Raw genomic sequence first — 22,663 nt, 5'->3', positions numbered from 1 at the left:
GATCAGGGTCCGAGAGCCAAACTGGTGCCGACGAAGCAGCCGTCGATCACGTGCGGCCGGTACTGGATCTGCTTGAGCCGATGCTTGACCGCGCGGGTGACCTCGCCAAGGTGGACTGCGGCGAGGTTGCCGATATCGCGTTTGACCAGCGACCAGACGCCTTGGCTGAGCTGGGGCATCTGACCGGTGCCCGGCGAGGAGGCCGGTCAGAACAAGCCCTCCTGCACACTCGCCTGCGATCTGAACTCCCTCAAGGGAAGGGACAGTTCCGCGTCAGCGGCAGGAATCAGCTCCCACCCCCGCAGCAGCCGCGTATCGACGACAACGACCCCACGGCCCGTCTCCACATGCAGATCCGGCCCCGCAGCCGCCACCAACCGCCCGCTCACCACCCCGCCCGCGACCAGCTCGGCCACCTGCCCGACCGCCGCCGACAGGTCCGCGAGCCCGAACACCCCGGCGTGATCGACGGGTTGGCAGGGCTCGCGGTCGAGCGACTCCGGCCAGCCGGGGAGGGCCACGGCCCGGGCGTGCAGGTCCTCCACCTCGGTCGCCCGCTCCGCCGCCGACGCCGGCAGCGCGGACCGTACCGCCCGCTTGTCGGCGTACGGGATCCGATCCGGCACCCGCAACGCCGCGCGCAACAGCTCCTCCGTGCGCCGCGCCGCCATCAGCGGGCCGACGCCCAGCCAGCTGAAGCAGACCGCCCCCTGCTCCAACAGCCGTGCCGAGCCGCGCTCAAGGGCGGTGATGCCGACCTTGGTCATCCCGGGGCCGAACCACGCCAGATATACGTGGTACGGCCGCGGGTCGTCCGCGATCGTGTCCGCGGCCACCGAGTGCGCCCGGTCCAGCCGCGCACACTCCTCGCACCGCGCCCCCGTACTCCGCCCCGGCACGACCGCCCGCACCGGACATGCATGCCCCCGCGCTCCCACGCATGTCCGCACGCCCCCTTCAGCGACCCCGAAGGCCACCCGTTTCCCCCAGGTCAGCGCCGAGCGCCGACCACCGTCCCACGCCAGCTCGGGGCCGTCCGCCGACCAACGCAGCCCCTTGCATCTCCATGCCTGTGCCATCGCTCTTCGAGCGTAGGGGCTGCCACTGACAACGCCCGTTCAGAGACCGGCGCGACCGGCCTCGGCGGCGGGCTCGGGCTCCCTGGCCACGGGAACCCCCTCCGACGCCCCCGCCGCCGCTACCGCCGCCCCGGCCACCGCCGCACCCCGCCCACGCCCCGCCAGCCGGCACCCCCAGCAGCCCGCATGCCCGTCCCGCGCGGTCAGGTCACGCGCCCCCATCCGCCACTGCCCCCGCGGCCGGACACCCGGAGGCTTGCCCCACCCGGTGAGGTGCAGGGCCCAGGTGACGAGGACGCCCGCCGCCAGGATCCCGATCCCACCCGCCATCAGTACGCCCGAAACCGCGCATACCCCCACCCCCAGCACCGTGGCACCGACGGTCGCGATCCCCGTTCCGGTCCATCCCGCGATCGTGTGCCCCTCGTCATACTGGCTCACGTGCCTGCCTCCCTCTCCCAGGGCAGCGGAACTCACCCGCGTCGAAGGGACCGAATTCCCTCACGACGTGAGAAGTTTAGGCATTGAATCTCTCACAAGCTAAGGTAATCCGAAAGATGCACGCCAAGCCGCGCCCCTCCGCCTCTCCGGCCCAGGCACTGGAGGCGATGGACTCCCTCATCGCCGCCCACCTGCTCGGCCAGCAGGAGATGGCCCAGCGGCTGGGCCTGAACATCACCGACCTGCTCTGTTTCGCCTGTGTCCTGAAGGCCGGCGACGACCTGCTCACCGCGGGCGACCTCGCGGAGCACGCCCACGTCACGACCGGCGCGATGACCGGCATCCTCAACCGCCTGGAGCGCGCGGGCTTCGTCACCCGCCGTCCGGACCCGACCGACCGGCGTCGCGTCCGCGTGGCCGCCGTACCGGCCGCGGTCACCCGGGTCGAGGCCCTCTACGGCCCCTACTACGCCCACCTGAACGACCTCTTCGCGTCGTACACCGCCGCCGAGATCGCCGTACTCACGGACTGGTTCACCCGTACGACGGGACTCGCGCAGGCCTACGTCGACGAACTCCGCGAGCAGGACAAGGGGTGACGGGCGGTCCGGTCAGCGAAACCGGCCCTGCCGCTCCTCCCGCGCGTCGTACGCAACCCGCGCCCGCTCGACCTCGCCCAGATTGACCGACCACTCCGACAGCGCGGCGAACAACGGCGAGAGGCTGCGCCCCAGTTCGCTGATCTCGTACTCGACACGCGGCGGGACCTCGGGGTGGTACGTGCGCACGACCAGCCCGTCCCGCTCCAACTGCCGTAGCCGCTGCGTCAGTACCTTCGGCGTGATCGTGGCGATACGGCGCTCCAATTCGACGAAGCGCTGACGGCCGTACTCGTGGAGCGCCCACAGGATCGGGGTGGTCCAGCGGCTGAAGACGATGTCGACGACGGGGGCGATGGGGCAGGCGCTCGCCGGGTCGGCGCCCGCGCGCGGGGCCCGGACCCGAATTCCTGTGTCCTCGGTCACAACCGCCTCCGTCCGCCAATACTTTCCTCTAGGTACCTACTACCCCCACAACAGTAGCGTCGCCGTACGAGATGAGAGACGTGATCCGCACTCGGAACGGAGACCGATGATGATCGTGGTGACCGGAGCAACGGGCAATGTGGGACGGCCACTTGTACGGGCCCTCGTGGACGCGGGCGAGCAGGTGACGGCGGTGTCCCGCCGGATCTCCGCGCAGGATGTACCGGCCGGAACGGGGGCCCGCCACCACCAGGCCGACCTGGCCGAACCCGGGCGCCTGGCACCCGCCCTCGACGGGGCCGAGGCCCTGTTCCTGCTGACGTCCGGCGACTTCATGGCGGCCGGCGGCGACCTCGGTGCCGTCCTGGATGTCGTACGGGACTCGGGCATCCGGCGTGTGGTGCTGCTGTCGTCCCAAGGGGTCGGCACCGGGGACCACCCCCCGGTCCTGGAGGACGCCGTCAAGGCGTCGGGGCTGCAGTGGACGATGCTGCGCCCGGGCGCCTTCCACTCCAACGCCCTCCAGTGGGCCGACCTGATCCGCACGCGCCGAGAGGTGGCCGCGCCCTTCGGTGACGTCGCCCTGCCGACCGTCGACCCGGCCGACATCGCGGAGGTCGCCGCTGTCGCGCTGCGCGAGCCGGGGCACGACGGCGAGGTCTACGAGCTGACCGGCCCGGCGACCGTCTCGCCCCGGCAGCAGACGGCCGCGATCGAGGAGGTGCTCGGTGAGGCGGTGCGGTTCGTCGAGCTGACCCGCGCCGAGGCCCGGGAGCGGATGCTGGCCTTCATGCCCGAGCCGGTCGTCGAGAGCACGCTCGGCATGCTGGGGGCTCCGCCGGCCGCGTTGCGACGGGTGAGCCCGGATGTGGAGCGGGTCCTCGGGCGGCCGGCGCGGTCGTTCGCGGAGTGGGCGGGGCGCAGTGTGGGGGCCTTCAAGTAGGGCGCAGTGTGGGGGAGTTCAAGTGGGGAGGGCGGTGCGGGGGTGTTCAAGTAGGGCGGGATGCGGGAGCCATGGTGGAGCCTGCACCACCATCGATCCGGCAGATCACTCCATCGTTTCCACGCGCGGACAACGGAATCGTTGACCTCGGTTGATCCCGGCTGAAGCCCGACTGAGGCACCGCTGAAGCCGTGCCGGGATGAGCTGAATCCGTCAGAGATTCAGGTCCGCCCGGAAGGAAGCCGCCATGGAGTCGCAGCGCCTGTCGAAGCCGACGCCCTCGACGCCAGGGCCGACGACGTCTGCGCCGTCGAAGCCGGGCACCCTCGCCTCCTTCGTCCGGTTCGTGGTGTGCGGCGGCGGTGTCGGGCTGCTCGCCGGGGCCGTCGTGCCGCTGCTGGCCACGGCGATGCCCTGGGCGCTCGCGAACGCCCTGATCACCGTCGCCTCCACCGTCCTGTGCACCGAGCTGCACGCCCTGTTCACCTTCGGCACCGGACGCCGCGCGGGGCTGCGCCGGCACCTGCAGTCGGCGGGGTCGGCCACCGCGGCGTACCTCGTGACGACGGCCGCGATGCTCATACTCCACGCGGTCCAGCCGTCCCCCACGCTGCTCCGCGAGCAGGCCGTCTACCTCACCGCCTCCGGGCTGGCCGGCATCGGCCGCTTCCTGGTCCTGCGGCTGTTCGTGTTCGCCGAGCGGCAGAAGGACGCGGCCCCGGCCCCGGTCCCGCTTCAGTCCCGCGGCGCCCGGTCCGGCAGAGCCGCCAGCGCCCTCAGCACCGGTCCCCAGCGCCCCGCGTACTCCCCGATGCTCCCGTCCGTCGCATAGCCGCTGTCCCTCAGATACAGCCCGGGCGCCGGAGTGATCGCGCCCAGCTCCACCAGCACCGGCTTGAGCAGCAGATCGGGGGCGAGGGCGTGGGCCGGTCCGGCACCCAGCATGAGCGGCACCGCGACCACGCCCCGCAGGCCTTCACCGGTCGCGAACTGGTCCAGGAACAGCTTGAGCACGCCGGAGTACGTCGCCTTGAAGGTGGGGCTGGCCACGACCACCAGGTCCGCCGCCGCGACGGACCGTACGGCGTCGGACACCCGCTCGTCGCCCCAGCCGAGCAGACCCGGGCCCAGCGTGATCACGTCGAGGACGGTGTCCGGGGGCTGTCCGGCGAGTTCCGCCGCGAGTCTCGTCGCCGCGTCGAGGGTGCGCGAGGCGGGTTTCGGGTTTCCCGCGACCACCGCTGTTCTCAAAGCCGCTCCTCCGCCCCCGCGAGATAGCCCATGACCCGCTCCATCGGCCACACCTCCCCGATCTTGTGCCGGATGTCGAAGAGGTTCGCCGCGTGGACGTCCGGGTCCCGGTCCCCGACCGCCTCCTCCACGACGACCGGGACGAACCCGTGCTGCATGGCGTCCAGTGCGGTGGCACGCACGCAACCGCTGGTGGAGAGCCCGCCGATGAGGACCGTGTCGATCCCGTCGGCGGTGAGGTAGGCCGCCAGCGAGGTACCGAAGAAGGCGCTCGGGTACTGCTTCGTCACCGTCAACTCATCCGCCGCCGGAGCCAGTCCCTCGATGAAGTCGCCGTACGCACTGCCCTCGGCGAACACCCGAAGGGTGGGCACCTTGCGGAAGAAGACGCCGCCGTCGCGGCCGTCGGGCCGGAACCGCACGCGCGTGACGACCACGGGAATCCGCGCTCGCCGTGCGCCCGCCAGCAACACCTTCATCGCGTCCACGGCCGGTTCGACCCCTGCGTAGAGGGGGCAGTCGGGGTCCACGTAGGCGCGGGCGGGATCCACCAGCAGGAGGGCCGGGGAACTGCCGGGGGCGAGCCGCCCGCCGAGACCGGCGCGCTCGTAGTCCTCCTCACGCCCAGGACGCCCAGCACTCCCAGGTAACCCGCTCATGCCCGCCGGCACTTCATCAGCGGCTGGATCCGCGTGCCGAAGTTCTCGATGCCCGCCAGGAAGTCGTCGAAGACCAGCATGACCCCCTTGGTGCCGTTGACCTCGGCGACCTCGTCGAGCATCCGCGCCACGCTCTCGTACGACCCCACGAGCGTGCCCATGTTGAAGTTCACCGCGCCCTCGGGCAGCACGATCGTGCGGGCCGTGGAGGAGTCGTCGGCGGTGGTGTCGGACGCCGACTCGCCCGCCATGTACGCGAGGGCCGCGTGGTCGGCGTTGTCGTGGTAGTCGCGCCACTTGGCCTGGGCGGCTTCATCCGTCTCGTCGGCGATGACCATGAACAGGGAGAGCGCCCCGACGTCCCGGCCGGTCTCGCGCGCCGCGTCCACCAGCGTCGCCGTGGTGTCGGCGAAGGCGAGCGGGGTGTTGACGCCGCTGCCCAGGATGAAGTTGTAGTCGGCGTGCTCGGCGGCGAACCGCATGCCGGTGTTGCTCTGGCCCGCGGCGACGATGTCGATGTGGCCGTTCGCCGGGCGCGGCGACAGCACGCAGTCGTCCATCTCGTAGAACTCGCCCTTGAAGTCGCTGACGCCCTCGCGCCACAGCTCCTTCATCACGGTGACGTACTCGACGGCCCGGTCGTAGCGGTTGCCGAAGTGCTCGTCGCCGGGCCACAGGCCCATCTGGGAGTACTCGCCGGGCGCCCAGCCGGTGACGATGTTGATGCCGAAGCGGCCCGGGGCGATCGAGTCGACCGTCGTGGCCATACGGGCGACGATGGCCGGGGGCAGGACGAGGATCGGCGTGGAGGCGTACAGCTTGATGCGGTCCGTGACCGCGGCCAGGCCCGCCATCAGCGTGAACGACTCCAGGCAGTGGTCCCAGAACTCGGTATCGCCGCCGAACCCCTTGAGTTTGATCATCGACAGCGCGAAGTCGAGACCGTGCTCCTCGGCCTTCTGCACGATGGCCTTGTTCAGCTCGAAGGTGGGCATGTACTGCGGTGAACTCTTCGATATGAGCCAGCCGTTGTTGCCGATGGGGATGAATACGCCGATGTCCATGCCGCTCCTCAGCGGGTCGGGGGGTACGAGTGATGCTAAGCCGGAGGGGTCAACTCCACGGTACGTATTGGCTGTTGACAGCATGTCGACCGGCCGGGTGAGGGGCGTAAGGATCTTGCGAAGCATCGAATTGGTTGAGCCCGGAACGGTAAAGTCCGCAGCATGAACGCTCGGCTGGCACTGCTCGGCACGGTGGCCCCCGGTGTCGCGGAAAGCGAGGTCTTCCGGCTGGCCCTGCAGCACGCGGTGGGCGAGCTGGGCGCGCTCGGCGGCATGATCCATCTGCGGGGCCCGATGTCCGCGCTGCGCCTGGTGTCGACGACCGGACTTCCGCCCGCCCTCACCCGCCGCTGGGAGATCATCGACCAGGAGGGCCCGCTGGCCCCGGCCCGCGCACTGCACGAGGGCAGCGGCGTCTGGGTCCCGCTGAGCCCGTCCGGGACCGTCGGGACCATCGGGACCATCGGGACCATCGACACTCCGGACGCCGGCTGGCCCGGCACCGGCCTGGCCGCGCTGCCGATGCGCAACGGTCACCGCAGCACCGGCGCCCTCACCGTCCTCATGGGCGACCAGGGCGAACCGGCCCCCGAGCACTGGGAGTTCCTGCGCGCCCTCATCGCCTGGGCCGAGGACCGGATGGTCCAGGCACCGCCGCCCATCGGACCCGTACTGCCGGAGCAGAACAGCGGGCGCCTGCGCCAGGCCCTGAAGGAGGTCAGCGTCGGCTCCTGGGACTGGAACATCCGCAGCGGCGACCTGATCTGGGACGACGCCGCCCTGGAGCTCTACGGCACCCGGCCGCAGGACTTCACCGGCAAGGTCGAGTGCTGGATGCGCTGCGTCCACCCCGACGACCTGGCGCCGACCCTGGCCGCGGCGGACCGGGCGATCATCGACGACGGCGTCTTCGAGGCCGAGTACCGGGTGCGCAAGCTCGACGGCACCTGGGGCTGGACCCAGGCTCGCGCCAGGGTGACGTACGACGAGAACGGCGAGCCGCACCGGATGATCGGCGTGGGCTGGGACAGCGACGAACCCCGCTCCGCCCGTGACGCGCTCGGCCGGGCCCTGCGCCACATGAGCGACGGCTTCCTCGCGATGGACGACGACTGGCGGATCACCTTCGCCAACGTGGAGGCCGAACGCACCCTCGGCTACTCCGAGGAGGAGCTGTTCGGCCGGCTGCTGTGGGACCTGCCCGCCGCTGAGCAGGTGCCCGGCCTGGAGATCCGCTGCCGGCAGGCGGCCACCGCGGAGAAGTCGGTCAGCTTCGACGTACGGCTGCCCAACGGCCGTCTGTGCCACCTGCGCCTGGTCCCGGGCCCCGACGGCCGCACGATCTACTTCACCGACGTCACCGAGAAGCGCCGCCTTGAGGAGGAGCGCCGGTCCGCCGAGCGGGCTGCGTCCGAACGGGCCGCGCGGATAGCGGAGTTGACGGCCGCGCTCGCCAAGGCGACGACCTCGAAGGACGTGGTGGACGCGGTCGCCCGCAGGGTGCTGCCGCCGTTCGAGGCGACCGGCCTTGTGGTGCAGGCCGTGGAGGGCGACCGGCTGCACACCGTCGGATCGGTCGGCTACCCGGCCGACGTCCTCGCCGTCCTCGACGGCCGCGAGCGTACGGAACCCAGCCCCCTGTGGGACGCGATACTGGCCGGCGCGCCCCTGTTCATGTCCTCCCGGCAGGAGTTCATCGCCCGCTACCCCGAGGACGCCGAGCTGCCCGCCCGCGCCGGCAAGCAGGCCTGGGCGCTGCTCCCCCTCACCGCCTCCGGCCACACCTTCGGCATCTGCGCGGTCACCTTCGACCACCCGCGCCGTCTCACCGACGAGGAGCGCACCCTGCTGACCGCGACCAGCGCCCTGGTCGCCCAGGCCCTGGAACGCGCCCGCCTCTTTGACGCCGAACACACCCGGTCCCGCGAACTCCAGCGCAGCCTGCTCCCCCGCGACCTGCCCGCCCTCCCCGCCTGCACGGCCGCGGCCCGCTACCTCCCGGCCGGCCAGGGCATGGACGTCGGCGGCGACTGGTACGACATCATCCCGCTCTCCGGCGGCCAGGTGGCACTGGTCGTCGGCGACGTCATGGGCCACGGCCTCCCGGAGGCGGCGACGATGGGCCGCCTGCGCACGGCGGTCCACACCCTGGCCGACCTCGAACTCCCGCCCGACGAGATCATGAGCCACCTCAACGACATCGTCGGGGCCATGGGCGAGGAGTCGTACGTGACGTGTCTGTACGCGTTGTACGACTCCACGACGAGGAGCTGTTCCATAGCGAGGGCGGGCCACCCGCCACCCGCCCTGCTCCACCCGGACGGCACGGTGGTGTTCCCGCCCCTGTCGGCCGACCCGCCCCTCGGCGCGGCGGAACCCCCCTTCGAGACCACCGAGATCCAGGTCCCCGAGGGCAGCGTGCTCGTCCTCTACACCGACGGCCTGGTGGAGTCGTCGAAGCGCGAGATGGACGAGGGCATGGCGGCGCTCGCCGACGTCCTCGCCAGCTCCCACACGGACGGCACGGCCAAGGACCTGGAACACCTCTGCGAACGGATCACGGCCGCCCTCCTCCCCGCCGACCACCAGGCCGCCGACGACGCGGCCTTCCTCCTCGCCCGCCTGCACGCACTGCCCACCTCCCGCATGGCCTCCTGGCCCCTCCCCGACAACCCCAGAGCAGCGGGCCAGGCCCGCGCCCTGATCCGCGACCAGCTGGCGGCCTGGGGCCTCGACGCCCTGACCCCCACGACCGAACTACTGGCCAGCGAACTCGTCGGCAACGTCATCCGCCACGCCAGAGGCCCCCTACGCCTACGCCTCCTGCACGGCGCCGACCTGATCTGCGAGGTCTTCGACGGCAGCCTGACGATGCCGCGCATCCGCCGGGCGACGGAGACCGACGAGGGAGGCCGGGGTCTGCAGCTGGTCACGGCACTGTCGCAGCGGTGGGGGACGCGGTACACACCGACCGGCAAGTGCATCTGGACGGAGCAGGCGGTGCGGGGGGAGTCGGGGGCGGCCGATCCGCTGGAGGGGATGTTCTTAGGGGTGGCGGGGTTGGGGGAGGACTTCGACGGGGACTTGGACGGGTTGGGTTTCGGGGACGGGGAGCTGTGAGGGCAGTGGGGGAGCCGTAGGAGGAGCTACTGGCAGGCGCCAGGGCCGCTATCCGCTATCCGGCCGTACGCCGGTGAACCTGCTCCCTCATCTCCTCCGGCAGTGCCTCGACGGCCAACAGCCGCGGCAGCAGGTCCGCTTCGCGGGTCAGCGCACGGAAGGCGACGGCGACGGTCACGTCGTGGTCAGGCTGGTGAACGACCTCGACGCGGTCACCGGCCCGGATGTCGCCGGCCTCGATCACCCGCAGATACGTGCCCGGCAGGGCGGCCAGCGTGAACCGCTTGATCCAGCCGTCCTGCTCCAGCCACCCCTGGAACGTCCCGCACGGGATCCGCGGACACGAAACCTCCAGCACCACACCGGCCCCGATACGCCAACGCTCCCCGATCACCGCGCCGTTGACGTCCAGCCCGAGGGTCGTGAGGTTCTCACCGAACACGCCGTTGGCCAGCGACCGCCCCAGCTCCGCCTGCCACACGTCAAGGTCCTCACGGGCGTAGGCGTACACGGCCTGGTCGGGACCACCATGGTGGCGTAGGTCGTAGACACGGTCCCCCGCCAGCCCCACCGCACCGGTGCCCTTGGGCCCGGGCTCACCGACGGCGACCGCCCCGTCCACGGGCCGCTTGTCGATACCCGTCGCACCGAGCCCCTTCCAGGGGTTGGGCCGAGGCTTGCCGATATTGACGGAAAGCAGCTTCATTCGGACGACGGTACGGCCCGCCCGCGGCCGTCGGCGACCGGATTTCCCTCCGGAGACCAGTCGGGAACTCAGAGGATCGGCGGAACCATCCCCCCGGTCGCCAGCACGACCGCGACCGCACTCTGAAGATCCAAGAGCCGGAGTTTCCAAGGCCAGCCGCGGGTCGCCCCACTGGGCAGGTTCTGCCGGATCAGGGTGTAGATCAGAAGAAGCAGCGCCAAGCACCACAGGGCGAAGAGGAGCCTGGAGAACAACGCACTCCGACGGATCACACGCTGAGTCGTCTCCATGCCCGCGCCCCCCGGAATCTCTACGACCCGATCACGACCCGAAACACCAGAAGGCCCCGGATCTCTCCGGGGCCTCTGCTCAGTGTGCACTCGGCAGGATTCGAACCTGCAACCTTCTGATCCGTAGTCAGATGCTCTATCCGTTAAGCTACGAGTGCTTGTTTTGTTTTCTTTTTTCGCCGCTCCCGGCCCTTCCGGCCCGCTCGCGGCGACAGGAAGAACATTACATGACCGGCGCCGCCATGTGAAATCCATTAGCCGCACCCCTTGTGACCTGGGGAAATGCCTCTGAGAGCGGTAGTCGGCAGCGAGCCGTCGAACGACGAAGCCCCGGTCCTGTGGACCGGGGCTTCGTGATCGAGCGCGGAGGCGGAGGGATTTGAACCCTCGATGGGCTTTAAGGCCCAAACCGCATTAGCAGTGCGGCGCCATAGACCGGACTAGGCGACGCCTCCAACACAGCCGCACGCGCGAGCGCGATTGGTGCGTGCAGATGATGACACAGTCGAGCGTGGTGTCACCAATCGACGTCCACGGTACTAGGCAGGGAGGCCACAGGGCAAAGCCCTTCTCGGCGCGGTGCGCGAGGCGCAACGTCGGGGGGCGCGCGACGTTAGTCAGGTCATGTTGCAGGTCAATCGTTCCGCCACGGCCGGCCGCCTGAGGCGGCTCCTCTTCGTCACCGCCGGATCCCTCGTCGCCGTCGGCTCCGCCACCGTCGCGCCCGCCTCGGCATACGCCCAGGCCGCACCGCTGCCCCTCACGCTCCCGTCCCTCCAAGAGCCCGGCCGCTCCGGCGACCACCTCACCGTCACCGTCCGCGACGCCGGCGACGGCCACGACGGGACCTACGAGCTGTACTGCCACCCCGGTGGCGGCGACCATCCCGACGTCGCCGACGCCTGTGCCGCACTCGATCGCGGCACCCGGTGGGGTACGGACGCCTTCGCCCCCGTACCCAAGGACACCCTGTGCACCATGCAGTACGGCGGTCCCGCCACCGCGCATGTCACCGGGACCTGGGCCGGGCGGCCCGTCGACGCGCGGTACGACCGCGGTGACGGGTGTCAGATCGGGCGGTGGGACCGGCTCGTGCCCGTACTTCCCGATCTGGGGCAGGCGGGGCAGGCGTAGGCCACCACCTTTCGGCTCTCGCCCCTCGCGCCTCGCGCCTCGCGCCTCGCCGGAGCCGGGAAGCAGGGGCTCCGGTACGTCGTCGTACAGCCCTCGTACGGACATTCCAAGGGGGAAGCACCGGGTCCGTAAATGTCCCGCGAAGGTCTCGCGAAGTCGGAAGGGTGCTGCAAGGACGGTGGGCAGGGCATCTGCACAGGCGGTCATACGTTCTGGGTCACTTCGTCGTGCGACCTCCCTCTCATCCGGCGTCGCGAGCGCAACCCCAGCCCTTAGACTCCCTCGCGTGACACGTCGCGGGCCGGTTGGCAAGATGGCCCGAGCGGTCGGCAAGGTGCGGTAACAGGGAGGAAGCGTCTCGTGAGCAGCAGGCCATCCCGAGGCGCTGCTCGCCTCGCAGCCATACTCGACGCGCTGCCCGACGCGTTGGTGCTGGTCAACGCCAATGGGACCGTCGTCAACGCCAACACCATCGCCCTGGAGACCTTCGAGGCGCCCGGGACCGCACTGGTCGGGCGCGGGCTGCTCGATCTGCTGCCGCACTTCGACTCCAAGCTGATTCCGGGGTCCATGCGGCGGCCCGATCACATGGACCCGCAGGGGCGGACCAAGCCGACCCGGATGATGGCGCGGCGGACGGACGGGACCGAGTTCCCGGTCGAGGTCACGTCCGCGAATCTTGAGAACGGGCAGCAGGCTTACGACGGGTACGGGTACAGCGGTGACGAGCTGCTCATGCTCGTCGTACGGGATCTGACCGGGACCGTCGACACCGAGGCCGAGCTGGCGCGTTCGCAGCGGCAGACCGAGATGATCCTGCGGGCCGCGGCCGAGGGTGTGGTCGGGACCGACACCGACGGGCGGATCGTCCTCGTCAATCCGGCCGCCGCTCAGATACTGGGTTACCGGGCCAGTGATCTCGGCGGGCGGGAGCTGCACACGCTCGTGCTGCATTCGCGTCCGGACGGGTCACCCTTCCCGTACGAGGAGTCCCCGCTCGCCGACACCCTGCGCTCCGGGCGCAAGCACCGGGTGCGGGGGCAGGTGCTGTGGTCCAAGGGCGGGGACAAGGTGTCCGTCGACCTGACGACCGCCCCCGTGCGCGACGGCGAGCAGCTCGTCGGCGCCGTGATGACCTTCACCGACCGTCGGCCCTACGACACCCTCGCCGAGGAGAAGGACGCCGCCGAGCGGCAGCACGCGCAGGAGCTGGAGCGGCTCGCCGAGGAGCACGCCTCCGAGCTGACCGCGCTGCGGCAGAAGCACGTGGCCGAGGTCGAGGAGCTGCAGGAAGGGCACCAGGAGGAGCTCGCCGCGGGTGAGGAGCGGTACGCCGCGCTCGGGGAGCGGGAGAAGGACCGCTACGAGGCGCTGGCGGGTCGGCACGAGCAGTTGCTGACGCTGCTCGGGGGTTCGCTGCGCGGGCCGCTCGACGAGCTGCGCCGAGAGCTGGCCGCGCTCGCCGCGGACGACGCGGGGCAGTTGTGGCCCGAGGCCAACCAGGTGCTCCATCACCTGTCCGCCGGGTACTCGCGGATCACGACCCTGATCGACAACGTGCTCCAGTACCAGCTGCTCGACTCCGGTGGTGACGGGGTCTCCCGTACGAAGGTGATGCTGGACGCCGTCGTCGCCGCGGGTGTCGACGGGGCCGTCGAGCTCATCGGGCCGGGGCGGGTGCAGTTCGCCGTGCACGCGCCGCCCATCGAGGCCGAGGTCGACCCGCAGCGCCTGGCGACCGCGCTCGCGCATCTCGTCGCGGATGTCGCGGGGGTCGACGCGACCGGCAACTCGCCGGTGTCGGCGGGCGGTTACATGGACAACACCGTGGTCGTCGCGGCGGCGCAGCGCGGTGAGGTCGTACGGATCGAGGTGCGCGGGCCGTACGCCGGGGGAGACCCGGTGCACGAGCCGATCGTGCGCGGGATCGTGCGGGCTCACGGTGGGGTGCTGCAGACGCACGACGTGCCGGGGATGAGCGGCAGTGCGTTCGTCCTCGAAGTGCCGATCGGGGGTGGGGCCGGGGCTGTTTCCGCCTCCCCCGTCGACTCCGTCGCGGCCCAGGCCGGTGACGGGGCCGAGGGTGCCCCCGTGGAGAGCGAGCAAGGTGGCGGGAGCGGGCGGCGGCGGGCCCGGCGGTCCTCCGTCGACGCCTTCCTGGAGAGCGACACGCCCGGTGCCGACGCCGAGAGCGCCGATGCCGAGGGCGCGGCGCCCACCGGACGGCGGCGCAGGCGCTCGGCCGCCCCGGCGCTCCCCCAGGGTGCGGGAGACGGTGGCGACGACGTCTCCGGCGGTACCGGACGGCGCCGCGGGCGACCGGCCGACGACGCCGGGGACGGCGGGGACGGTGTCTCCGAGGGCGCTGTCATGACGGCCGCCGAGCATGCGGCGGGCACCGCGGCCACCGGGAACGGCCTGGGCGGGACCGTACCGCCGCAGGGCGTACCCGCGCCGAGTGGTCGACGTGCCCGGCGTGACGGCGGGGAGCAGCACGCTCTGCCGCCCGCGCTGCCTGCGGCCGGTGACGGCGGACAGTCGCCCTCCGGGTCCGGTACGGCCGACTCGGGCGAGGCTGCTCAGCCGACCGGACGGCGTCGGCGTGCGCTCGCCGCGGCGCAGGAGCGGGCGGCCGGGCAGGCACAGGAGGCGGGGCCGCGGAAGGTGTTCGCGCTGCCGCCCGCCGAAGCGGACCGAGGGCCCGCCGCCGGGGCGGAGGAACAGGGCGGCGCTGAGCCGACTTCGGCTCCGGCCGCGGCTGCGACGCCTGCGGGTACGGCTGTGGCCGCGACGCCCGCGGGTACGGCTGTGGGTCCTGCCGGTACGGCTGTGGGTCCTGCCGGTACGGCTGTAGTTCCGGCTTCGCCAATGGCTCCCGCGTCGGTTCCGGCGCAGGGGCAGGGTCCGGCTCCCGTGCAGGCTCAGCAGGGGCAGGGCGGCCGGGGCCAGGTTCCCGGGCACGGAGCCCCCGGTGACGTACTCGTCGACGAGGGTCGGCACGACGCCGTGCCGCACGACCAGGCCGAGGACCACACCCCGCCGCAGCCGCATCCGACCAGCGCGCCGACCGGGCGTCGCCGACGGGCCGTGGGCCAGCCGGCGGAAGCGGCCGGTACGTCTGCGCCGGACGCCGCGACGCAGGCCGCCGCTGCTCAGGGTGCGCCCGGGCAGGCGGCTCCGGGGCAGCCGGTCCCCGTACCGCAGGGGCAGCCTCTCGCCACCGAGACACCCGGTCAGGGCGTCCCCGCGCAGGGCACGCCGGCCCCTCAGCCGTGGCCCGCCGCCGACGACACCTCCGGCGCCGGTACGGCCGTACCGGCGAACCCGAACACCTCTCCGCAGGCCCAGCCCCAGCCCGCCCCCGGGACTCCGGCTCCGGGCACCCCGCTGCCTCCCGAGGCCGCGCCCGCGTCGGCCGGCCGGCCGCAGCGTGCGGCGCAGCCTCTCCCGGCCGAGGCCGCCGCTCCTGCCGCGCCGGGCGCACCCGTGGACCCGAACTCCACGCAGGGTCGGGCGATCAGTGTGCGGACGTTGGGGCAGGGGGTGCCGTTCACGCGGCAGGCGACGCAGGTGCAACAGCCCACGCAGGCTCCGCAGGCCCCGCAAGCCCTGCAGCCGGCACAAACGTCTCAGCCGGCTCAGCCGCCCCAGTCGTCCCAGCCATCCCAGTCGTCGGCCACGCCTCCCCCGCATCAGACCAACGGTGGCGGACGACGCCGCAAGTTGGGGACGCCGCCCGACCCCGCCACGCGGGCGTCCGCCTCGACCGAGCAGACGGCGCGGCCGCATCCGCCGGCCGAGAAGCCGGTGCCCGCGCAACCCGTGCCCGCGCAACCGGTACCCGCGCAGCCGTCGCTCGGCGGGCAGGCCCAGCCGTCGCAGGCGGGACAGACGCGGCTGGCGCCGATCACCGAGGGCGCCGGGCGGTCGTACGCCATAGGCGCGCCGGACGAGAACGCCGCCGAGGGTCCGGAGCCCCTGGACGGGCCGGGCGGCGCCATCGAGGTCGCCGACACCCCGCGCCCGCAGCCGATGGACGACGAGCTGCCGCCGGAGCCGCTCGACAACCCGCGGCGGCTGCTGGTGTGGCCGGCGCCGGACGTGACGACCCAGCAGGCGCTGAGCGATCGCGGCTACCGACCGGTCATCGTGCACTCGCGCGAGGAGGTCGACGCGCAGATCGCGGCGTTCCCGGCCGCGCTGTTCGTCGACCCGCTGACCGGGCCGATCACACGGACCGCGCTGCAGTCGCTGCGGCAGGCCGCGGTCGCGGCCGAGGTGCCGGTGATGGTGACGGCGGGGCTCGGACAGGCCTCGCGGGAGGCGGCGTACGGCGCCGATCCCGCCGTACTGCTGAAGGCGCTGGCGCCCCGGGACACCGAGCAGCATCCGCCGCGCGTCCTGCTCATCGAGGAGCACGCGGAGATCGCGCTGGCGCTGACCGCGACGCTGGAGCGGCGCGGGATGCAGGTGGCGCGGGCCGCGAGCGACGCCGACGCGGTGGCGCTGGCGGGCGACTTCCGGCCGAACCTGGTCGTGATGGACCTGATGCAGGTGCACCGGCGCCGGGCCGGGATCGTGGACTGGCTGCGCGCGAACGGCCAGCTCAACCGCACCCCGCTCGTCGTCTACACCGCCGCCGTCGACCAGGCCGACCTGCCACGGCTGGCCTCCGGCGAGACGGTCCTGTTCCTCGCGGAGCGCTCCACCAGCGCCGAGGTGCAGAGCCGGATCGTGGATCTGCTGTCCCGGATCGGGACCAACTAAGGACGGGTGAAGCGCCCCGAAAGGGGCGTGGGGAACTGCGCGAGCAACCACGGATCACCCGCGGTCGGCATACGGCAGTTCCCCACTTCACCCGCGGAGCGTCAGAGCTTCACCTGCGGAACGTCAGAGCTGGGTGACGTCCAGGCCGCCCTCGGCGTACTGCCTGCGCAGCACCTTCTTGTCGAACTTGCCGACGCTCGTCTTCGGCACCGCCGGGATGACCGTCCAGCGCTCCGGGAGCTGCCACCTGGCGATCTTGCCCTCCTCGGCGAGGAAGGCGCGCAGGGTCTCGAAGTCGGCGGTGGCGCCCTCCTTGAGGACGACCGTGGCCAGCGGGCGCTCGCCCCACTTGTCGTCGGGGACGGCGACGACGGCGGCCTCGGCGACGTCCGGGTGGGACATCAGCGCGTTCTCCAGATCGACCGAGGAGATCCACTCGCCGCCGGACTTGATGACGTCCTTGGCGCGGTCGGTCAGGGTGAGGAAGCCGTCGGCGGAGATGGTGCCGACGTCGCCGGTCTTCAGCCAGCCGTCCTCGCTGAACTTGTCGGCGGGGCGCAGGGGTTCGGCGTCCGGGCCGTTGTAGTAGGCGCCCGCGATCCAGGGGCCGCGGACCTCCAGCTCGCCTGCCGACTCGCCGTCCCAGGGGATGCGCTCGCCACCGGGGCCGGTGAGGCGGGCCTCGACGGAGGCGGGGAAGCGGCCCTGGGTCAGTCGGTACCCGAACTCCTCCTCCGTACCCACCGCGTGGGCCGGCGGACGGGCGATCGTGCCGAGCGGGGAGGTCTCCGTCATGCCCCAGGCGTGGCAGACCCGCATGCCCAGCTTGTCGAAGGCCTGCATGAGCGAGGGCGGGCAGGCCGAGCCACCGATCGTGACCTGGCCGAGGGAGGAGACGTCGCGGGGCTTGGCGTTGAGCTCGGCGAGCAGGCCCTGCCAGATGGTGGGCACGGCGGCCGCGTGGGTGGGCTTCTCGCTCTCGATCATCTCGGCGAGGGGCGCGGGCTGCAGGAAGCGGTCCGGCATCAGCATGTTGACGCCGGTCATGAAGGTGGCGTGCGGCAGGCCCCAGGCGTTGACGTGGAACTGCGGGACCACCACGAGCGAGGTGTCCTGGTCCGTCAGGCCCATCGACTGGGCCATGTTGACCTGCATGGAGTGCAGGTAGATGGAACGGTGCGAGTAGACGACGCCCTTCGGGTCGCCCGTGGTACCGGAGGTGTAGCACATGGCGGCGGCCTGCCGCTCGTCCAGCTCCGGCCAGTCGTACGTGATCGGCTTGCCGGCGATCAGTTCCTCGTACTCGTGCACCTGGGCGGAGGCGCCGGCGAGGAGGGAACGGTCACCCGGCCCCGACACGACCACGTGCTCGACCGTCTTGAGGTGCGGGAGCAGCGGGGCGAGCAGGGGGAGGAGCGAACCGTTGGCGATGACGACCCGGTCGGCGGCGTGGTTGACGATCCAGACCAACTGCTCGGCCGGAAGGCGCAGGTTGAGGGTGTGCAGCACCGCGCCCATGGAGGGGATCGCGAAGTAGGCCTCGACGTGCTCGGCGTTGTTCCACATCAGGGTCGCGACCCGCTCGTCGCCGGCGACGCCCAGGTCCTCGCGCAGGGCGTGCGCCAGCTGCGCCGAACGCGCACCGACCTCGGCGAAGGAACGGCGGTGCGGCTCCGCCTCGCCCGTCCAGCTGGTGACCTGCGATGAGCCGTGGATCGTGGACCCGTGGGTCAGGATCCTGGAGATCAACAGCGGTACGTCCTGCATGGTGCTCAGCACGGCGTCCTCCCGGGGGCGACATTGCCTACGCGGTAGTAAGGGTTGCGGAGATTCTGCGCGCATACCGCGCGGTATGTCACTAGGGCCGGGCGATCGATCACGTCACGTTGCGTTCACAGAGTTCTGCGGCTAGGGCCTGTCCGGGGGTGGGGACCCATCCGGGGGTATGGGACCTGTCCAGGGTGGGGGACCTCACTGCCGACCGTGTCGGGTGCCACCTACCGCACCAACCCCAGCTCAGGATCCTCGCGCAGCTTCCCGAGCGCCCGTGACACCGCGGACTTCACCGTGCCCACGGAGACCCCGAGCACCTCGGCGGTCTGCACCTCGCTGAGGTCCTCGTAGTAGCGCAGGACGACCATCGCCCGCTGCCGCGCCGGCAGCCGCATGATCGCGCGCCACATGGCGTCGTGCAGTGCCTGCTGCTCCGCGGGGTCGTCACCGCCCGGCATGGGCTCCGGCTCCGGCAGCTCGTCGCAGGCGAACTCGTCGACCTTGCGCTTGCGCCACTGCGACGTCCGCGTGTTCAGCAGCGCCCTGCGCACATAGCCGTCGAGCGCACGATGGTCCTCGATCCGCTCCCAGGCCACGTATGTCTTGGTGAGCGCGGTCTGCAGCAGGTCCTCCGCGTCGCTCGGGTTCGCGGTCAGCGACCGGGCGGTACGCAGCAGCACCGGCTGGCGGGCCCGCACGTACGACGTGAACGAGGGGTACGTCGCCGCGTGCGGAAAGGTCTGCCTCGCTGATGTAGCGGCGTCGGAAGCGCTGGTGCAGACGGGTGTGGTCATGGCTCCACGCTATGAGCGACCCCCACTTCAGCGGATCGGCCGCAGGTGCCGAAGCAGCGTCCGCCTCAGGTTGTAGGGGTGGGGCTGACTCCACCTACTGAAGGTGGACGAGCGGGGGACACATACTGCGGGATTACCCCTGGGGGTCATCCGTCGGCGGCGAGGCCGGGGGCGTCCGCGTGGCAGGGCTGGGGTCACCCATCGGCGGCCAAGACCAGCCCCGACGTCGGCACCCCCGTACCGGCCGTCACCAGCACCCGCCCCGCCCCGGGTATCTGGTTCACGGACGTCCCCCGCACCTGCCTCACCCCCTCCGCTATGCCGTTCATCCCATGCAGATACGCCTCCCCGAGCTGCCCCCCGTGGGTGTTGAGCGGCAGCCGCTCCTCGGCCACGAAGTCCCCGGCCTCCCCCTTTCCGCAGAACCCGAACTCCTCCAGCTGCATCAGCACGAACGGCGTGAAGTGGTCGTACAGGATCCCCACGTCGATCTCCCCCGGCCCCAGCCCCGCCGTCCGCCACAGCTGCCGCGCCACCACGGCCATCTCCGGCAGGCCGGTGAGGTCGTCCCGGTAGAAGCTCGTCATCTGCTCCTGTCCCCGGCCGGCACCCTGTGCCGCCGCCGCTATGACGGCCGGCGGGTGGGGCAGATCACGGGCCCGGTCGACGGACGTGACGACGAGCGCCTGGCCGCCGTCCGTCTCCTGACAGCAGTCCAGCAGCCGCAGCGGCTCGACGATCCAGCGGGAGGCCGCGTGGTCGGCGAGGGTGATGGGTCTGCCGTGGAAGTACGCGGCCGGGTTGGTCGACGCGTACTTGCGGTCCATGACCGCCACGTGCCCGAACACCTCCGGCGCCAGCCCGTAGGTGTGCAGATACCGCTGGGCCGCCATCGCCACCCAGGAGGCCGGCGTGAGCAGTCCGAACGGCAGTGACCAGCCGAGCGCCACCCCCTCCGCCGAGGGTTCCCGGTGCTGCACGCCCGAGCCGAAGCGCCGCCCCGACCGCTCGTTGAACGCCCGGTAGCAGACCACCACCTCCGCGACCCCCGTCGCCACGGCGAGCGCCGCCTGCTGGACGGTCGCGCAGGCCGCGCCGCCGCCGTAGTGGACGCGGGAGAAGAAGGACAGCTCACCCATCCCGCAGGCCTGGGCCACGGTGATCTCCGGGCTGGTGTCCATCGAGAACGTCACCATCCCGTCCACGTCCCCGGGCGTCAGCCCCGCGTCGTCCAGGGCCGCCCGCACCGCCTCCACGGCCAGCCGGAGCTCGCTGCGCCCGGAGTCCTTGGAGAACTCGGTGGCCCCGACACCGACGATCGCCGCCCGGCCGGAGAGGGCGTCCCTCGTGCGCGCACTCATGCGGCGCCCCCCGAGGGCCCGGTGGCCGACGGCATGGTCACCGTCACCGTGCCGGTCACATGTTTGCCGACGCCGTTCGCCCCGACGACCCGCACCGTCGCCGTGTCGCCGTCGAGCTCCTCGACCCTGCCCGTCAACACCATCGTGTCTCCGGGGTAGTTGGGCGCCCCGAGCCGTATCGCCACTCTGCGCAGTACGGCCGTCGGTCCGAAGTGGTCGGTGATGTAGCGGCCGACCAGGCCGTTCGTCGTCAGGATGTTCATGAAGATGTCGGGGGAGCCCTTCTCGCGAGCCAGCTCCGCGTCGTGGTGCACATCCTGGTAGTCGCGTGAGGCGATGGCCCCGGCGACGATCAGAGTGCGGCTGATCGGGATCTCCAGGGGCGGCAGTTCGTCTCCGGCCTTCATGCGCCTCTCCGCCGCTTCCGCGCCGCCCGTCATACTCCAGCCCCCTGGTTCTCCGGAACCTCCCGGTTCTTCTGCGTCTCCTGAATTTCCTGCGTCTCCCGAACTGCCTGCGTCTGCTGAATCTCCTGAGCCTCCTGAGCTCGCCAGACCGGTAGCACCAACTCCTCGCCGCAGTCCTGGAATTCGAGCCGCACCGGCAGTCCGATCCGCACCTTGTCGTACGGCACACCCACCACGTTGCCGATCATCCGCACGCCCTCGGCCAGTTCGATCAGGCCGACCGCGTAGGGCGGGTCGAAGGCCGGGAACGGTGGGTGGTGCATCACGACGTACGAATAGACCGTCCCCTGGCCGCTCGCCTCGACCGTGTCCCAGTCCGGCCCGCCGCAGGCGTTGCAGCCGGGCAGCCAGGGGTGGCGCAGGGTGCCGCAGCCGGTGCAGCGCTGGATGAGCAGGGTGCGGCTGCGGACGCCCTCCCAGAAGCCGGCGTTGTCGCGGTTGACGACGGGGTGAGGGCGTGGCGGCTTCTCGGGCCGGCCGGGCTGACGTAGGGGCGCGTACTTGAGGATGCGGAAGCGGTGGGTGCCCGCGAGGTCGGTGCCGACGCGGACGTCCATACGGGTCGTGACGAAGTACCCCGTGCCGAGCTTCGTCGTCTTCCTCTCCGACACCGACTCGATCACCGAGTCGTAGGTGATCTCGTCCCCGGGCCGCAGAGGCCGTAGATACTCCTGCTCGCAGTCGGTGGCGACCACCGCGGAGTAGCCCGCCTCGTCGAGCAGGCCGAGCAGTTCGTCGTACGCGTGCGTGCCTCTCGTATGGCCGAAGAGGCCGCTCATGGTCCATGCCTGGAGCATGGTGGGCGGTGCGATGGCGTCCGGTCCCGAATACGCCGGGTTGGTGTCGCCCATCGCCTCGCACCAGTGCCTGATCATGGGTGCGTTGACGGGGTCCTTGCCCATGCGGGCCACAGCGGCGCGCTGCCCCTCGTAGACCTTCAACCGCGTCGCGAACTCGTCGGCCGGTTCCGTCCCTTGGCTAACCATCGGCTCGTAGCTCACCGTCGCCCCCTCGTCCTCATCGCCCCACGGCTCATCGCACTGACACTTCTGGTACACCGCGACCGCCGATCCGGTTCCCACCAGATTCCGGGAACTTCCACGAGGCGCCGCTCACGTGCCCCACGAAGATTCCTGACTGTCCGTCAGATACAACACACTGTCAAGACCACGCGAAAACGTCTGCGCGGCGGCACCGAAGTACCGCCGCGCAGACGCGTCACACCCCACAGAGCACACCCCACACAATCCGAGGGGGCCGATGCCTGAGCACAGGGGCACCGACCCCCTCAGCTCACCACCAGAGCGGCGTGAAGTTGACGGACGTGTTGTCGTTGCCCTGGTTGACGGCCGTGAACGCGGAGCCGTTGACCTGGGCGGTGTTGCTCTGGTTCGAGGCGCCGGCGCCGGTCGCCTGCTGCTGGGTGGTGGACGAGGTGCCGTAGTTGTCGCCGCCGACCCCGCTGCCGATGAGGCCCTGAGCGGCCTCCGTCTCCGTGACAGACGCGCTGGATCCGTTGTCCGCGATGGCGCCGTTGTCCGCCGCCGCGACGCCGGTGAACAGGGCGGCGGCGAGCGGGAGGGCGGAGAAGGCTGCGATGACGCGGGCGGTACGGATGCTTGCCATGTTTGTTCCTCCAGAACAGGTGCGCCCAGGCTCCCCGCCGGACGCATTGGTGGTGCATGAAGCACTGAAGTACTGCTCGCTCCAAGGCAGTTGGCCGACCGCCTCGGAGTCCTGCACGACGTCGCAAGATCAGAGTTGCCCACCGAATCCCCGGCGAACCACC

21 protein-coding genes and 2 tRNA genes are annotated in these 22,663 nt (G+C 71.4%); 6 read left to right on the top strand and 17 right to left on the bottom strand.

Going from position 1 to position 22,663, the window contains the following annotated elements; translation table 11 throughout:
- Positions 1–2: 2 nt before the first annotated feature.
- Genes ACIA8X_RS04350 through ACIA8X_RS04340 form a run of 3 tightly spaced genes read right to left on the bottom strand, consistent with a single transcriptional unit; the run spans position 3 to position 1,520 of the window.
- Positions 3–179: a hypothetical protein gene (locus ACIA8X_RS04350; RefSeq protein WP_393455984.1), complete on the bottom strand. Its 177-nt coding sequence runs from the start codon at positions 177–179 to the stop codon at positions 3–5.
- 27 nt (positions 180–206) lie between these two features.
- On the bottom strand, positions 207–1,079 hold the full coding sequence (locus tag ACIA8X_RS04345) for a DUF2797 domain-containing protein (RefSeq protein ID WP_393455981.1): 873 nt from the start codon (positions 1,077–1,079) through the stop codon (positions 207–209).
- Positions 1,080–1,118: 39 nt separating this feature from the next.
- Positions 1,119–1,520 carry an HGxxPAAW family protein gene (locus tag ACIA8X_RS04340; protein ID WP_399457732.1) on the bottom strand — a complete coding sequence of 134 codons (402 nt, stop codon included), beginning with the start codon at positions 1,518–1,520 and terminating at the stop codon, positions 1,119–1,121.
- A 116-nt stretch (positions 1,521–1,636) separates the two neighbouring features.
- Here ACIA8X_RS04340 and ACIA8X_RS04335 point away from each other — a divergent pair, with 116 nt between their 5' ends.
- Positions 1,637–2,119: a MarR family transcriptional regulator gene (locus ACIA8X_RS04335; RefSeq protein WP_399457731.1), complete on the top strand. Its 483-nt coding sequence runs from the start codon at positions 1,637–1,639 to the stop codon at positions 2,117–2,119.
- A 12-nt stretch (positions 2,120–2,131) separates the two neighbouring features.
- Here ACIA8X_RS04335 and ACIA8X_RS04330 read toward each other — a convergent pair whose 3' ends face one another.
- Positions 2,132–2,545, bottom strand: coding sequence for a winged helix-turn-helix transcriptional regulator (locus ACIA8X_RS04330; RefSeq protein ID WP_393455972.1), 414 nt, complete (start codon positions 2,543–2,545; stop codon positions 2,132–2,134).
- A 109-nt stretch (positions 2,546–2,654) separates the two neighbouring features.
- Here ACIA8X_RS04330 and ACIA8X_RS04325 point away from each other — a divergent pair, with 109 nt between their 5' ends.
- Together ACIA8X_RS04325 and ACIA8X_RS04320 are read left to right on the top strand one after the other, a co-directional pair.
- Entirely contained in the window at positions 2,655–3,488 is an 834-nt protein-coding gene (locus tag ACIA8X_RS04325) for an NAD(P)H-binding protein (protein WP_393456338.1), read from the top strand.
- A 247-nt stretch (positions 3,489–3,735) separates the two neighbouring features.
- Entirely contained in the window at positions 3,736–4,320 is a 585-nt protein-coding gene (locus tag ACIA8X_RS04320; RefSeq protein WP_399457730.1) for a GtrA family protein, read from the top strand.
- Here ACIA8X_RS04320 and ACIA8X_RS04315 read toward each other — a convergent pair.
- From ACIA8X_RS04315 to rutA, 3 genes are read right to left on the bottom strand one after another with little or no spacing between them, the layout of a single operon-like run.
- Entirely contained in the window at positions 4,224–4,739 is a 516-nt protein-coding gene (locus ACIA8X_RS04315) for an NAD(P)H-dependent oxidoreductase (protein ID WP_393455966.1), read from the bottom strand. The genes ACIA8X_RS04320 and ACIA8X_RS04315 overlap by 97 nt on opposite strands.
- Positions 4,736–5,398, bottom strand: coding sequence for an isochorismatase family protein (locus ACIA8X_RS04310; protein WP_399457729.1), 663 nt, complete (start codon positions 5,396–5,398; stop codon positions 4,736–4,738). Before ACIA8X_RS04310 ends, ACIA8X_RS04315 begins: the two co-directional genes overlap by 4 nt.
- On the bottom strand, positions 5,395–6,462 hold the full coding sequence (gene rutA / locus ACIA8X_RS04305) for a pyrimidine utilization protein A (RefSeq protein ID WP_399457728.1): 1,068 nt from the start codon (positions 6,460–6,462) through the stop codon (positions 5,395–5,397). Before rutA ends, ACIA8X_RS04310 begins: the two co-directional genes overlap by 4 nt.
- A gap of 162 nt (positions 6,463–6,624) precedes the next feature.
- Here rutA and ACIA8X_RS04300 point away from each other — a divergent pair, with 162 nt between their 5' ends.
- The gene (locus ACIA8X_RS04300; protein WP_399457727.1) at positions 6,625–9,582 is read left to right on the top strand and encodes a SpoIIE family protein phosphatase; all 2,958 of its coding nucleotides are present in this window, start codon (positions 6,625–6,627) and stop codon (positions 9,580–9,582) included.
- A 55-nt stretch (positions 9,583–9,637) separates the two neighbouring features.
- On the opposite strand, the gene ACIA8X_RS04295 is transcribed toward ACIA8X_RS04300, so the two are convergent.
- From ACIA8X_RS04295 to ACIA8X_RS04280, 4 genes are all read right to left on the bottom strand, one after another.
- Positions 9,638–10,288, bottom strand: coding sequence for an MOSC domain-containing protein (locus ACIA8X_RS04295; protein WP_393455954.1), 651 nt, complete (start codon positions 10,286–10,288; stop codon positions 9,638–9,640).
- 68 nt (positions 10,289–10,356) lie between these two features.
- Positions 10,357–10,578, bottom strand: coding sequence for a hypothetical protein (locus ACIA8X_RS04290; RefSeq protein WP_393455951.1), 222 nt, complete (start codon positions 10,576–10,578; stop codon positions 10,357–10,359).
- A gap of 85 nt (positions 10,579–10,663) precedes the next feature.
- Positions 10,664–10,736: transfer RNA gene (locus tag ACIA8X_RS04285), tRNA-Arg, on the bottom strand.
- Between the two features lie 206 nt (positions 10,737–10,942).
- Positions 10,943–11,033 (bottom strand) — tRNA-Ser (locus ACIA8X_RS04280).
- Between the two features lie 169 nt (positions 11,034–11,202).
- On the opposite strand from ACIA8X_RS04280, the gene ACIA8X_RS04275 reads away from it, so the two are divergent.
- On the top strand, positions 11,203–11,712 hold the full coding sequence (locus ACIA8X_RS04275) for an SSI family serine proteinase inhibitor (protein ID WP_399457726.1): 510 nt from the start codon (positions 11,203–11,205) through the stop codon (positions 11,710–11,712).
- Between the two features lie 360 nt (positions 11,713–12,072).
- A complete protein-coding gene (locus tag ACIA8X_RS04270) occupies positions 12,073–16,479 on the top strand; it encodes a PAS domain-containing protein (RefSeq protein WP_399457725.1) in 4,407 nt (1,468 codons plus the stop codon).
- A 123-nt stretch (positions 16,480–16,602) separates the two neighbouring features.
- Here the strand turns inward: ACIA8X_RS04270 and ACIA8X_RS04265 are convergent, their stop codons facing one another.
- The 6 genes from ACIA8X_RS04265 to ACIA8X_RS04240 all read right to left on the bottom strand — a co-directional run bounded on the left by ACIA8X_RS04265 (position 16,603) and on the right by ACIA8X_RS04240 (position 22,500).
- Positions 16,603–18,246, bottom strand: a complete 1,644-nt coding sequence (locus ACIA8X_RS04265; RefSeq protein WP_393456335.1) for a long-chain fatty acid--CoA ligase — start codon at positions 18,244–18,246, stop codon at positions 16,603–16,605.
- Between the two features lie 230 nt (positions 18,247–18,476).
- Entirely contained in the window at positions 18,477–19,046 is a 570-nt protein-coding gene (locus tag ACIA8X_RS04260) for a SigE family RNA polymerase sigma factor (RefSeq protein WP_393455943.1), read from the bottom strand.
- Between the two features lie 194 nt (positions 19,047–19,240).
- Positions 19,241–20,407 (bottom strand): lipid-transfer protein, encoded by a 1,167-nt coding sequence (locus ACIA8X_RS04255; RefSeq protein WP_399457724.1) that lies wholly within the window; start codon positions 20,405–20,407, stop codon positions 19,241–19,243.
- Positions 20,404–20,814 (bottom strand): MaoC family dehydratase, encoded by a 411-nt coding sequence (locus ACIA8X_RS04250; protein WP_399457723.1) that lies wholly within the window; start codon positions 20,812–20,814, stop codon positions 20,404–20,406. Before ACIA8X_RS04250 ends, ACIA8X_RS04255 begins: the two co-directional genes overlap by 4 nt.
- A gap of 29 nt (positions 20,815–20,843) precedes the next feature.
- Entirely contained in the window at positions 20,844–21,860 is a 1,017-nt protein-coding gene (locus tag ACIA8X_RS04245; RefSeq protein WP_399457770.1) for a bifunctional MaoC family dehydratase N-terminal/OB-fold nucleic acid binding domain-containing protein, read from the bottom strand.
- A gap of 307 nt (positions 21,861–22,167) precedes the next feature.
- Positions 22,168–22,500 carry a hypothetical protein gene (locus ACIA8X_RS04240; protein WP_393455934.1) on the bottom strand — a complete coding sequence of 111 codons (333 nt, stop codon included), beginning with the start codon at positions 22,498–22,500 and terminating at the stop codon, positions 22,168–22,170.
- Positions 22,501–22,663 lie beyond the last annotated feature (163 nt).

Source organism: Streptomyces sp. NPDC051738 (assembly GCF_044453205.1).
GTDB lineage: Bacteria > Actinomycetota > Actinomycetes > Streptomycetales > Streptomycetaceae > Streptomyces.
Note: the sequence above shows the minus strand (reverse complement) of the source record. Positions and strands in the feature narration are given on the sequence as shown.